Annotated in this window: 2 protein-coding genes; both read right to left on the reverse strand. The window is 60.5% G+C overall.

The features are described from left to right. Nucleotides 1-41 precede the first annotated feature (41 nt). The gene (locus ACQZ5H_RS08645; RefSeq protein ID WP_449097362.1) at nucleotides 42-13,403 is read right to left on the reverse strand and encodes a VCBS domain-containing protein; all 13,362 of its coding nucleotides are present in this window, start codon (nucleotides 13,401-13,403) and stop codon (nucleotides 42-44) included. Between the two features lie 300 nt (nucleotides 13,404-13,703). After that, complete coding sequence (locus ACQZ5H_RS08650; RefSeq protein WP_449097363.1) at nucleotides 13,704-14,489, reverse strand: VOC family protein; 786 nt, start codon at nucleotides 14,487-14,489, stop codon at nucleotides 13,704-13,706. Nucleotides 14,490-14,539: the final 50 nt, after the last annotated feature.

Raw genomic sequence — 14,539 nt, forward strand, 5'->3', positions numbered from 1 at the left:
GCGCTTTCGCGCCTTTTCCAATGGTCTGAGATGAGGACAGCTTAGCCGACGTGCGGCGCGGTCGTCGTGTCGTGCTTGTCGTCGAACAGGATCTTGACCGCCTCGGTGGTGTTCTGGAGAACCGCCACATCGTGCCAGCCGCCGTTTGCGTTGACGCTGACCACGGTATCCGAACCGCTGACCGTCGTCTTGACGCTGGCAAGCGCTTCGGCTTCCGTCGCCTGGTGACCGAGCAAGGTATCGAGAAGCTTCGACACATCGAGCGTGTCGCCTTCGCTGGCCTTGTAGTCGGTGATCACGTCGGCAAGCTTCACATCCTTCAGCGCGTCGGTATCGAGGACGAACGTATCGGCCCCTGCCCCGCCGGTGATGGTGTACATGCCGCCGGCGCCCGAGAGCACGTCGTCACCGTTGCTGCCGATCAGCGAGTAGCCATGAGCGCCGTCTTCGCTGCCGCCGAGCGTGGTGTCGAAGGCGACTTCGACGAAGCTGCCATGACCGCCATCAGCCGTCTGGTAGCTGCCTTCCGAGAGGATCGTCTGGCCGTTGATCGAGGTGTTCGATGCCGCAGCGTCCAGGCTGATGCTGGTGATGTGCTGGTCGGCAAGGCTCGAAAGCTCGCCGGCATCGGTCACGCCGTTATGGTTCAGATCCTGCCAGACGGTGAGCTTCGAGAAGGCCTCGTCAGCCGCATCGATCTTGCCGTCATGGTTGCTGTCGAGCGTCGCCAGAGCCGCGAGACCCGTGGCATAATTGCCGCCGGCAAAGTGCGGCGAGAAGATCTCGCTGCCATTGTCGATCTTGCCATTGCCATCGACATCCAGCGCCAGAATGCCATCGCTACCGGCCGTCCAGGCAATCTGATCCTTGTGACCGTCGGCATTGATATCGAACTGCACGCCCTGGTCGAGCGAGGTCAGCGCGACGCCGTTGTGATCGAGGTCGAGGATGATGGGGTCGATTGCGGATGGAGCGGTCGTAAAGTTAGCGGCGCTCAGGTTGCCATAACCGACATTGGCGATAGTCATGACGTGATCGAGCGTAAATCCGCTGGTCCTCAGATCGCCTGTCGAAGATGTGACATTCATCAAGTAGATACCAGCGTCGGCCTTATTGCCAGCATCCGAATAGATAACCACCTCATAAACACCAGCGGCTATACTACGAATGCCATTGGCGATCATCGTCTTGACGTCCCCATTATTGGTATCGTCATTCAGATTGTTGGTAATATAGGCCCCGACGCTTCCGCTCGCCTTGTAGAATTCCAGCACCTTGCTGGATGTAACATCCTCATTTTGGCTATCAATAATTTGAAGCGTGCCGCTTACGCTCGTACCGCCGACGACAAGCGCGATCTTGTCAGGCGTACTCGTTCCAAAATCGTTGACGGTGACAAAAGTGTCCCGGCCGCTTGCGATTGTATCATGCTTGAATACCAGCGTATCCGAGGCCGAGTCGCCAGAGCCTAGATTGACAATCCAGGTCTTGTCAGAAAGCGTTCCCGCATTGATCACGACGGTGTCGCCACCAAAGCCGGCATTGATGGTGCCGCCGCCAGTGCTGGCAATAATCGTATCACTGCTGGATGTGCCGGTGATGTTGATGCTTTCCGTCTGGTTCGACAGGTCGATCTTGCCAGCAGAGGTCAGCGCGACATTTTCGATGCTCGAGAGCTGACCGTCGCCGGTGCTGGTGAAACCAGCGCCCACCTTCAGAACGTCGTTGCTGCTGTTGCCGCCGACGAAGTTCTCGATACCGGCAATCGACGTGAAGCCGGTCGCAGTGCCTGCCGACAGATCGATCGTAACAGCCTGGCTGGTTCCGGCATAGCTCAGAGTATCGCTCGTGCCGCCGCCAAGATCGGCCGTGACCTGCTCGATGCTGCTGATCGAACCGCCGGCAAGCTGGGTGATCTTGTCGCTCGAGACAATGACCGAAAGCGTGTCGTTGTTTGCAGTGCCGGTAACGACGAGTTTGTCGGTACCGCTGCCACCATTTACGGTGTCGGCGCCAGATCCAACGACATAGTTGATGATGTCATTGCCGCTACCGCCGGTGATCGAGTCAGACTTGGCCGAACCCGTCAACGTGACGCCCGTCGAGCTGCCGCTATTGGTCAGCGTCCAACCGTTGCTGCCGGTAGCAGCTGCGAGGTTGATGTCGTTGCCATTCGCTGCGATCGTTGCGCTGCCATTGTTGACGCTCGAGCTTGCCGCCGTCCAGTCGCCAGTGGCGATCACATTTGCCGTGGCGCCCTGCGAAACCTTCAGGATGTCGCCGCCCGACAGATCCGTCACAGCGTCGGTGCCGCTATCGACATTGAACGTGTCGTTGCCCGTGCCGCCTGTCAGCGTGTCGTTGCCGCCACCACCAGTCAGCGTATCGTCGCCAGCGCCGCCAATCAGGGTATTGGCGCTGCTGTTGCCGGTGAGGCTGTCGTTGCCAGAGCCGCCGGTAACATCATCCACCCCAGCGATCGAGTCGAAGCCAGTTGCGGTGCCGTTCGACAGGTTTACGGCGACATCCTGCACCGTACCGGCGTAGGTCAGCACGTCATCGCCACCGCCGTCCATGTTTAGCGTGATATGCTCGACATTGGCGATATTACCGCCTGCCACCGTCGTGATCTTGCCGCCGCTAACGGTCACACCCAACGTCTCGTTGGCGCTGCCGCCGAGGATTGCGAGAGTGTCGTTACCGGCGCCACCATCCACGTTGTCGGCGCCGTCGCCGATGTCGTAGTTGATCGTGTCGTCGCCGCTACCAGCCTTGATGGTATCATTGCCGGAGGAGCCGCTGATGATGAAGCCTTCGGTCTGCTTCGACAGATCGAGCGTGCCTGCCGAGGTCATCACGACCTTTTCGACCGAAGCGATCTGCGCGTCGCTGGTGCTGTTGAAGCCGCCTGCGACATAGAGGGTATCGGTGCCGGTACCGCCATCCAGAACAACGTCGCTCTGGTCGCCGTAGAGGCTGTCGTTGCCCGAACCACCGAAGAGCCAGTCGGCGCCAGCGCCACCCTTCAGCACGTCATCGCCGCCGTTTCCGAGGAGGACGTCGTCGCCGCCCTTGGCATCGATGGTTTCACCGAAATCGCTGCCGACGAAGATTTCGGTTTTGTCAGTGCCGGAAAGGTCGCCGAACTGGCGCTCGATGTCAGCTTCCGCAGTAGTCGTCCCGGCAGTCGGCACCGCACCGTCTGACACCGTGTACTTGAGCGAACCACCGTCTGCGATCGGCAGCGGCCAGTATGCGGTGACAGTATCCGCAAATGAAACAGCTCCAGCAGAGTGACTTGCCGTGTCGCCGTAGAGGCCGGTTGCTTTGGTAATCTGCAGGCTGTCGCCATCCTGATCACGGTCATTCAGCAACAGGGCCCAATCCGGGATCGAGATATTCGATGCATTCGTGATGACGATGTCATCTGCAGCGGACGGCGCATGGTTCGGCGATACAACCGCGGTGGACAGACCCACCGCATCCGTCGTCGTCGCAAAGCCCTGGCCATCCGTATAGGTCGCATAGACAGAGATCTTCGAGCCGACATCTGCCGATGTCAGCGTATAGCTCGAGCCGGTCGCACCGCTGATTTCGGTCGTGCCGCGCAGCCAGTGGTAGGTAACCGTGCCTTCTCCCTTGTCAGGATCATGCGTCGCGATGCCAGCCTGGATGACGTCGCCGACCACCGGCGCGCCCGACTGCTGCGTGCTGTCGTTGATCGACAGCGTCGCCTTTCCATCGTCGACGGGCGTTACGTTGAAGCTGAAATGTCCGGTATCGGGACCAACGCCGTTCTCGCCGCCATCGGCCAGCGAAACGTTGAAGCCTGCGGAGCTGGTTTCGCTTCCGTCGTGAACGAAGACGACCTTGCCGCCTGCCACATCAGCCGCAGTGAAGGTGGACGAGGCCTGGTTGTTGACCAGGATCGTGCCGTTGGTGATCGAGCTTGCCGTAAAGGTGAGCGCAGCCCCGGTGTCCGAAGCATCCGGATCGCTCGCGCCGAGCTCGGCCAGGGTGAGCATATGCTGCCCGCCCTCGGCTACGGTCGATGAAAGTTCGCCGGTGATATGCGGAGCCTCGTTGACGTCCGTGACTGCGATCGAGACGGACGTGTCGGTGAAGTTGTTGTGAACATCCGTGACGCGCACGGTTTCCGTCAGCGAAGGCGTCGTTTCGTAGTCGATCGACGCATTGGCGGCGACAGTCACGGCGCCGGTGCTTGCATCGATGACGAACTTGCCGTCGGCCGAGGTCTGTGACGCATGGCCATTGGCATCGACGAAGGCGTAGGTCAGCTTGTCCAGACCGCCGTTGACATCTGTGCCGGTAAGCGTTCCGACGCTCGCTCCTGCTGCGGAGTTTTCGGCGACGGTCAGCGTTCCCTCGACGCCGGTAGGCGCGGCTTCCATGAGGGTCTGAACCGTTGCGGTACCGTTGTTGAACTTGAACTGCTCGGTGCCGTTAACGTCGTAGACATTGTCGCCGATCTTGATTTCGAAGCCGGTGGCGGTCTGCGTGACCGTTGCGTCCTTCCAGTCGGCGTTGAAGATGATCGTGTCCTGGCCGCCTTCACCGCCATTGAAGACGATATGCTGGCTGGACGCAAAGTTGCGCACGTCAAGCGTGTCGTTACCCGCACCACCATTGATGGTGATCGTCGAGGTTGCCAGGCCGGTGCCCGAGAGGTCGCCGCTGACGACGAAGGTGTCGTCGCCCTTGCCGCCCTCGACGACCCATTCTTCGACATTGGTCGTGGCAACTTCGTAGTTGCCGGCCGTTGCCGCGTTGGCCGTGGAGCCTTCTTCGATGTTGACGGCGAGGTTTTTCACGCCGTCGATCAACACGTCGTTGATGTTGAAGGTCGAGCCGGTGTCGCTGCCTGCGATATGCAGGGTGTCGTTGCCGTCGCCACCGTCGATCTTATCGGCGCCGTCGCCCGTGCTGTAGGAGAAGGTATCGTTGCCGGCATCGCCGAAGATCGTGTCGTCACCCTTGCCGCCGGAGATGAAGTCGTCGCCGTCGCCGCCGTGGATGGTGTCGTTGCCGGCACCGCCACGGATCAGGTCGTCGCCGGTGCCGCCATCGATGATGTCGTTGCCGGTACCGCCGGTGATGATGTCATTGCCACCGCCGCCGTTGAGCGTTGCACCTGCACTTGGAGCATCGCTGGTGACCGAGACTTCGGCGATCAGCGAGCCATAGGGCGTGCTGCCGCCTGCAACGAATTCGAGCGTCGTCGAGTCGCCCGAAGCCGTAAAGGTAATGGTGCGCTCGACGAAGGTGCCGCCGACTGTCGACCAGGTGATGCCAGCATCAGCAGTATCGGTGAAGATCGCGGTTTGGCCGCCGACATTGACGGTGACAGACGATTCCGTCAGGCCGTGCGTGACAGCATCCGGATTGGTCGCCTGCAGGAAGGTGACCGTATAGGTCTGACCTGCGACGGTGTCGAATTTCTGCGAGATCGTGCCCTGCGACACGCCCTGCATGTCGACGGCGTTCACACCCGCCGGGAACTTGGCGTTGAGGGCACCGGGAACGAAAAGCAGATCGACGCTGCCGTCGGTGACATTCCAGCCGCCGCCGAGATTGATCGCGTCCGAACCGCCGCTGACCATCACTTCGGCCGGCCCCTTGAAGCCGCCGTTGACGATCAGTTCGCTGCCGGCTGTAATGCGGTCGTTGCCTTCGCCGCCGTTAAGCGTGTCGGCACCACCGCGGCCCTCGATGATATCGTCGCCGTCGCCGCCATTGAGAACGTTGGCGCCAGAGGTACCACGGATCGTGTCGTTGCCCGCACCAGTGGTCACGTTCTCGAAATTGGTGACAGTGTCGGTGCCAGCGACGCGCACTGCGGTCCCTGCATCCAGATCGATCTTCACGTCGCCGTTGACGAGGCTGTAGTTCAACGAGTCGGTACCGTCACCGCCATCGATGTTGACGCTCGTCGCCTGATTGCCACCGTAAACTTCGTCGTTCCCTGCACCGAGGTCTGCATTCACCGCCGCGACAGCACCCAGCTCGTTCAGGAAGATGCTGCTTCCTTCGTCATTGCCGTGCACGCCAACCGTAAGACCGGTGAGATCCCCTTGAAGGACGACTTGATCATAACCCTTGACGTTGATCTCGAGGGTTTCGACGTTATGGAGGTTCAGAACATCGCTCGCGCCGATGTTGTAATGGTTGATGGTGACGTCAATGCCATCAGCACCGTTCTTCACGTAATAGCGATTCTGCTCGCTGGCGACGCGATCAATCTCGACCGTATCGACACCGTCACCGCCATCAATCTTGTCGGAACCATCGCCAACGACGCTGCTGCCATTCCCTGGCTGGTAGATGAAGCGATCGTTTCCAGCTCCGCCGTTGAGCGTGTCGTTACCCGCGCCGCCGATGATCGTGTCGTCGCCATCGCCGCCGTCGATCGTGTCGTCGCCAGCACCGCCGTAAAGCGTATCCTTGCCGTCGCCACCTTCGATCGTGTCATTGCCGCCGAGGCCGGAGATCAGGTCGTCGCCGGTTCCGCCGCGCAGCGTATCGTCGCCTGCGCCGCCGCCGATGATGTCGTTGCCGGCGCCGCCTTCGATCGTGATGCCGCCGTTTGCAGCACCGCTGCGGTAGTCTGCGCCAACGAGGATGATGTCATCCTTCGCGGTGCCGTCGATTTCCTCGACGCTGTTGATGTAGCTCGGTGCGCTATAGGCGTCGTAGACGAAGCCCTTCGTCAGGTCGCCGCTGTCGAGCACGATCTTGTCCGTGCCGTCGCCGCCCTGGACGACATCCATGGTGCCGGCATAGCCGGTGATGTCGATCGCCTGCTTCGTGCCGTCGCCGAGCTCGATGTAGCGCGTGCCGGAGGCAACCAGATCGGCGCCGAGGCGGAAGGTGTCGTCGCCGGTGCCGCCGGAGAGATTGTCCGCTCCGAGGCCGCCCGAAATGTCGTCATCGCCGGCACCGCCGTCGATGCGATCGTTGAGATCGCCACCGATGATCTTGTCGTTGCCGTCGCCGGCGTTGAACGTGCCGCCCGCAGCGTAGAGGTCGGCGTAGGTCTTGCCGAGACCGTCTTTTGCGTCAGGCAGATAGACCGTGTCGTCGCCATCCTTGGCGTTGAGATAGTTGCCGTCCTCGAAGTAAGGATTGTTCGGGCTGGTCATTGTCTGGTCGGCTGCGAAGTTGTGCAGGTTGACCGTTTCGCCATTGTTGGTGAAGACTTGGTCAAGGACCGAACCGACGGTGATCTTGACGACGACGGGGGCACCATTGGTGATGCCGTCGTTCGGCTTGTAGCTGAAGCTGTCTTCACCGTTATAGTTGGTCGTGGGCACGTAGGAGAACGAACCATCGGCATTGAGGGTCACCGTGCCGTGGGCCGGGCCGGTTACCAGAACCGCCGTCAGCGCATCGTGATCGGGATCCTTGTCGTTTGCGAGAACGCCAGCATTTGCCTGGACGGTGAGCGTGTTGTCCTCGTCGACCTTATAACTGTCAGCATTACCGATCGGGGTGTCGTTGGTACCCGTGACATTGATGGTTGCCGTCGCGGTGTCCTTGCCGCCGTTGCCGTCGGACACTTCGTAGGTGAAGGTAATCTTGCCGGTGTCGTTGACGCCCAGTTCCTTGAACGGATCCTCGTTCGAGGCCGACCAGACCCTGACTGTGCCGTTTTCCGAAACCGTCAGATAGGCATCACCATTCCCGGTGTGGATCTTGTAGACATCATTCTGGCCCTGAACCGCCGAAGCATTAAGGGTCTGGCCACCGATGGTGAACTTGACGTTGTAGACATCGCTCACCTTCAGCGTATCGCCGTCGACGTCGGTATCCTTGCCTGCGCCGGTCAGGACGTTGCCGACAGTCAGCCTATTGCCGGCGGACGCTGCCTCGATTTGCGATTCAGTAACGGTGAAGCTGTCGTCGTTTCCGACCGGGCGATCATTGGTGCCGACGACAGTGATCTTGACGACCTCGGTCGTGGTGGCGCCGTGGGTATCGGTCACCTGAACGTAGAAGCGTTCGACCTCGGTGTCGCCACGGCCCAGCCCCTGTGTTGCTGCAAGGCTGTTGTTGAGATTGTAGGTCCACTTGCCGTCCTGATTGATCGTCAGTGAACCATAGGTACCGGAGACCGAGGTGACGCTGCTCTGCGTCTGCTGGTCGTGGGCGAGAACCGACCACTTGTCGTTGGTGTCGTCGTCTTCGGCGTCAACATCATACTTCTTCAGCGTGCCGCTGTCGCTTGCATCGCCGGCATAGTAGTTGTTCAAGCGATCGACGCCGGCCTCGGTGACGGTTCCACTCGTGTCGCCACCCGAAATGACCGGCTTGTCGTTGGAGCCTGTGATTGTGACAACAACCTGCTGGGTCGCCGTCGCGCCATGGCTGTCCGTGACCTGCACAGTGAAGGTTTCGGTCGCAGTCTGGTTGAGGTTCAGTTCCTGCGTCGCCTGGCGATCGTCGTCGAGCGTGTAGGTCCACTTGCCGTTCTGATCGACCGAGAACGTGCCGTATTTACCGTTGACGTTCGAAAGCTCGACCGTGTTCTGGCCCTGCTTGACCAGAACACCCCAGTGGTCGTTGGTGGTGTTGTCGTCAGCATCGACATCGGACTTGACCAGCGTGTCGGAGATCGTGCTCTGACCAACATGTGCGCCAGCGGCGTTGAAGCCGTCTTCGATGACAGAGCCGGTGGCATCGGAATTCGCAATGACCGGCTTGTCGTTGGTGCCGGTGATGTTGATGGTCAGGGTCGTCGTCGACGAAGCGCCATTCGTGTCCTGGATCGTGTAGACGAAGACGTCGGTAGCCTTCTGGCCAGCGCCGAGACCCTGCGTATCCTTGTCAGCGTTGTCGAGCGTATAGGTCCACTTGCCATCGGCGCCGATCGTCACGGTGCCGTACGTGCCCGCTACCTGCACATTCACATGGCCAGAAACGTCAGACGCCGTGTTGTTGCCGGCAGCAACGCCCGTAACCTTGAGATTGGCCTTGTCGCCCGTATCGACGTCGGTATCGTTCGTCAGAACGTTTCCGTTCGCGGTGGAGACGCCCGCAATCGGATTATTGCCAGGGCCGACGCCCGACTCGATGATTGTCGAAACACTGTCGGCAACGGCAACGGGACGATCGTTGGTGCCGGTGACGTCGATCGTCAGCGTCGCCGTCGAGGTCGCGCCGTTAGCGTCCTGCATCGTGTAGGTGAACACGTCCTTGCCGTGGTCGCCCTGCCCCAGCTTCTGGGTATCTGTATCGGCGTTGTTGAGCTTGTAGGTCCAAGTGCCGTCGGCGTTGATAGTCACCGTGCCGTAGGTGCCGGTGACAACCGTTCCAACCTTGCCCGAAACGTCCGAGCCGAGCCAGCTTGGGCCGGCCGATACGCCGATAACGGTCTTCGTGTCATTGTGGTCGACATCGGTGTCGTTCGCCAACACGTTGCCGGTCGCCGAGGCGTTGCCGTCAATCGGCGTATTGCCTGGACCGACGCCGGATTCGACGATCGCTGCACCGGTGTTGACATCGTCGTTGGCGACGGGCCGGTTGTTGGCACCGGTAACATCGATTGTCAGCGTGGTCGTCGAGGTGGCGCCGTACTTATCGGTGACCGTATAGGTGAAAACATCAGTGCCGTGTTCGCCCTTGGCAAGCGCGATCGTGTCGGCATCGAAATTATTCAACGTATAAAGGTACTTACCATCCGATCCCATAACCAGGGAGCCATATTTGCCGGCAATGATGTCGGCGACATGGCCACTGACATCGTTGCCGCCGTTGCTGCCGGCTGAAATACCGGTCACGGTCAGCTTGTCGCCCTTGTCGACATCGAAATCATTCGAAAGAACATTGCCACCAGCGAACGCATCGCCGAGATCCGGCCAGTTGCCCGGGCTGACGCCCGCAGCCTCAACCGAATTCGTATCGGCAACAACCACCGGCGCATCATTCGTACCGGTGATCGTGATGGTCAGCGTCGTCGTCGAAGACGCGCCATACTTGTCCTGCATCGTATAGGTGAAGACGTCGTCGACCTTTTCGCCAACCGTCAGCGCCTGGGTATCCTTGTCGGCGTTGTCGAGCGTGTAGGTCCACTTGCCATCGGCGCCAATTGTCACCGTACCGTACTTGCCTGCAACAACCGAGCCAACCTGGCCGAGGACGTCTGCCGCAGTGTTGCCGCCAGCAGCAACGCCGGTCACAGTCTTCGTGTCACCCTTGTCGATATCGGTATCGTTGGTGAGCACGTTGCCGGTCGCCGATGAAACGCCGGCATAAGCGACGTCGGCCGGGCTCACACCGGATTCGATGATCGAAGCGTTGCTGTCGGCAACTGCGACAGGGCGGTCATTGGTGCCGGTGACGTCGATGGTCAGCGTCGCGGTAGAGGTCGCGCCGTTGGCGTCCTGCATCGTGTAGGTGAAGACGTCCTTGCCGTGGTCGCCCTGCCCCAGCTTCTGGGTATCTGTATCGGCGTTGTTGAGCTTGTAGGTCCAAGTGCCGTCGGCGTTGATGGTCACCGTGCCGTAGGTGCCGGTGACAACCGTTCCGACCTTGCCCGAAACGTCCGAGCCGAGCCAGCTTGGGCCGGCCGAAACACCGGTCACCACCTTCGTGTCATTGTGGTCGACATCGGTGTCGTTCGTCAGAACGTTGCCGCTTGCAGACGATACGCCGTCAACCGGCGTATTGCCCGGGCCGACGCCAGACTCGACGACGGCGGAGCCGGTGTTGACGTCATTGTTGGCGTCCGGTCGGTTGTTCTGACCGGTCACATCGATGGTCAGCGTTGTCGTCGTGGACGCGCCGTACTTGTCGGTGACGGTGTAGGTGAACACGTCGGAGTCGTGCTCGCCCTTGGCAAGCGCGTTGGTATCGGCGTCGAGGTTGTTCAAGGTGTAGACGTACTTGCCGTTCGCCCCCATCACCAGGAAGCCGTACTTGCCCGTGATGATGTCGGCCACATGACCGCTGACGTCGCCGTTGTTGGTACCGGCAGAGACGCCAGTTACCGTCAGCTTGTCACCCTGATCCACGTCGGAATCGTTCGACAGGACATTGCCCGACGCAAGAGGGTCGCCCAGATCGAAATGGTTGCCGCGGTCGTAGCCCCACGCCTCGACTGAATTCGTATCCGCAACCAGAACCGGCGCATCATTGGTGCCAGTGATGGTGATCGTGACCGTCTGCGTGACCGTGCTGTGGCCATCGAAGAGCTCAACCGTGAAGGTCTCGACCTTGGTCTGCCCCTGAGCAAGGTACTGGATCTTGCTGTCGTCGACCTCATAATTCCAGGTGATCTTGCCAGCGCCGCCGTTGGTGCTGTCCGTTGCGACACTTGCCGTCAGAGTGCCGAGCGCTCCTTGCGGAGCAGCAACAGTGACCGTATGCGTGTCATGAACATCGACGTCGCTGAAGGAGAGCGTGCCAGAGGTCTTTTCAACTGCCGCCGATTCTTCAGTCGGCTGGGTAGCATCTTCAACAACGGAGCCTGTGACGGAATCAATGTCCGGCGCCACGGAGATGATCGCATCATCGTTCGTGCCGGTGATGGTGATGGTCACCGTCTTCTCAACGATGCTGGTGCCATCGTTGAGCTGGATCGTGAAGGTTTCTTCCTTGGTCTCGCCAGCACCGAGATATTGAATCTTGCTGTCGTCGACCTGGTAGCTCCAAGTGACCTTGCCAGCGCCGCCGTTGGTGGTGTCGTTGGTAACGACAGCGGTCAGCGTGCCGACAGCCCCTTCCGGAGCAGCAACGGTGACCGTGTGGGTGTCATGAACATCGACGTCGCTAAAGGAAAGCGTGCCCGAAGTCTTTTCGACGGCTGCCGATTCTTCCGCAGGCTGCGTCGCGTCTTCGACGACTGCACCGACATCGGTGTTCACTTCGGGAACGACCGAGAAGACAGCGTCATCGTTTGTGCCAGTGACCGTAACTGCGATCTCCTTGGTGACGGTGTCGCCGTCGCCGTCCGTAACGGTGTAGGAAATGTGCAGGAGTGCCGTCTCGCCCTTGGCCAGAGCATCGAACGCCGTGCCCGGGATGATGGTGATGGACTGACCGTCCTTGCCTACCTGGATCTCCGGCAGACCGAGCTTGACGCCTTCAGGCGCATCGGTAACCGTCGGCGCATGAAAGGCGATCGAGCCGCCGTCGGCACCGAAGGTGAAATCCTTGCCGTCAGAAAGGCTTACCGTGAAACCAGCGCCTTCGTCGTTTCCGGCACCCTGGTTTTCGGTCATTCCCGCGGTGACATCATGCGCGGTCGGAGCATCATCGGCGACAACAACCGAAACGCTGCCAGTCGCGCTATCGCCGTCCTTGTCGGTGACCGTGTAGCTGAAGTCGAGGCTCAGGCGATCGTCGGCGCCAGTCTGGCCATGATCCGGATGATCAAGCGGCAGCGACTGCGTGTAGGTGAACGCGCCGGTGGCTGCATTGGTAACCGTCAGCTGGAAAACAGTCTCGGTTTTCGTCGTCTCCTGGCCATCAACGATCGTCGTAACCTGGATCGTACCGGTGATCGTCAGCCCGTTGACAGTGATCGTGACATCGTGACCACCAGACTTCAGCCCGGTCGGCACATCAGCACCATCGTCTTGGCCATCAACATCGACAGCGCCCTTGAACGCGATCGAGGTGATCGTGCCGACGTCCTTGCCGCCGTTGAAGCCGAGCGTACCTTCAAGCACCAGCTCCTTGAAGACGTCACCTTCGGTCGTCGTTTCAGCAAGACCGAACGGACCCGACGGGATGATGAACGGCTTGCCGTTGAAAAGCTCTTCATTGCCACCAGGCCCACCATCCAGCTGCTGCGTATCGGCCAGCAGCGCCGCCAGCTCCGTCGGCGCATCGTCGCCGCCCGGGGTGGTGTCCTGGAACTCGGCGCCGGAGCTCGGGGCTGCGGCGGATGCGCTGTCGCCGCCGTCGGGGCCGGCGGCTACGTTGATGTGGCTGTCGTTCAGCGCGGCGATGACGGTGTCGCGGGGCAGTTCGACGTCGCCGAGCAGGAAGGTCGGGACGTGGGCTGCGCCGTTGACGATGACGATCTCGGTGCCGTCGGGCTGGACGAGTACCAGATTGGCACCCTCGATGCGGATATCGTCGAGCGAAACGTTGGCGGCCAGATGCGCCACGTTGTTCTGATCCGGAACAATCTCGTTCAGGTTGGCGGCGGCCTGCGGAGCCGGCGGGGCGACCTCGACGCGGTCGGTCTTCGGCGACTGCTCGCCACCCTGCGGCTGATCGCTGCCCTGGGGCGTGCTCTGCGCCTGGGCGAGCTCTACACGCTCGACCTCAGGAAGCTTGGCATCTTCGCGTCCTGCAGTTTCGTGAACGTCCGAGATCATCTCGTGGGAGGCGTGATCGCCATCAACGTTCGAATTGCGCAGATCTTCGATAGACATGACAGTACCCCAATGAACAATTGAGGTGCAATCAATTACGCGGGCCGTCGAATTGCAATACTTCCTTAACCACCAAGATATAGCCGATTATGCTTCCACCCAAAAATGTTCAGGGACAGTTAACCTTGGAAAGGCCTTTTGGGGTCAGAACGCTAAAATTTGAATAAAATTAAGGAAGTAGCAAGGGGTTTGGGACCCCAAAACGGTTAACGGCGACCCCTGTTTTCAGGGGCCACCGTTAACCTTGAGAGGTGTCGATTCGGGGTTTTCGGAGGTCGCCGGGCACCCCTTTCCGAGAGGTCAGCGCCTGGGTGCCACGAGGCAGAAATAGGCCCCCTGCGGATCGATGCCGTTGATCACCCAGCTGCCGCCCGGAACCTCCATCGGGCCGAAGACGATCTTGCCGCCTCCCGATGTAACGCGCTCGATCGCACTGTCGATTTCGGGCACGTTGAAGTAATAGGCCCAGTAAGTCGCCGGTATGTCGGCCGGCTTGGTCATCATGCCGCCGGTCTGTTTTCCGTGTTCGGCGAAGATGCGATAGGTGCCCATCTCGCCCATGTCGAAGTCGTGATCCTTGGTCCAGCCGAAGACCTTCCCATAGAAATCGAAGGCCTGCTGCCAGTCGCCGGACATCAGTTCGTGCCAGCCGACATGGCCGGGCGTTGCCATGTCCGGCCGCCAGCCGTCGTCGTTTTCCATCGGGAACGGCGTCATGATGCAGAGGACGGCGCCGCTCGGATCGGCAACCACGGCAAAGCGCCCGATCGTCGGGATGTCCTCGGGCGGGCGGCGGACGCTGCCGCCATTGGCGGCGAAACCCCGGGCCGACTGATCGACATCGTCGACCGCGACATAGCCCGTCCAGTTCGGCGGGATGCCCTGCCCTTCGAGCTCGGCCGGAAACTGCATCATGCCGGCGACGCCGCGGCCATTGGCCTCGAAGATGGTATAAACACCCATCTCGCCCATGGGCATTTCCTTGGTCGCCCAACCGACCACCGAGCCGTAGAATTTTGCAGCTGCCGCCGGATCGGGCGTCATCAGCTCGCACCAGATGAACTTGCCATGCGTATCGGATGCCATGATCTTTCCCTTTCAGACTATCGGATGTCATTTCCACCAGGCATGCGCGC

It is taken from the genome of Rhizobium sp. 21-4511-3d (assembly GCF_053522545.1).

Coding starts and splice junctions, on each gene's coding strand:
- ACQZ5H_RS08645 (WP_449097362.1), bottom strand. CDS start 13,403: ATGTCTATCGAAGATCTGCGCAATTCGAACGTTGATGGCGATCACGCC.
- ACQZ5H_RS08650 (WP_449097363.1), bottom strand. CDS start 14,489: ATGGCATCCGATACGCATGGCAAGTTCATCTGGTGCGAGCTGATGACG.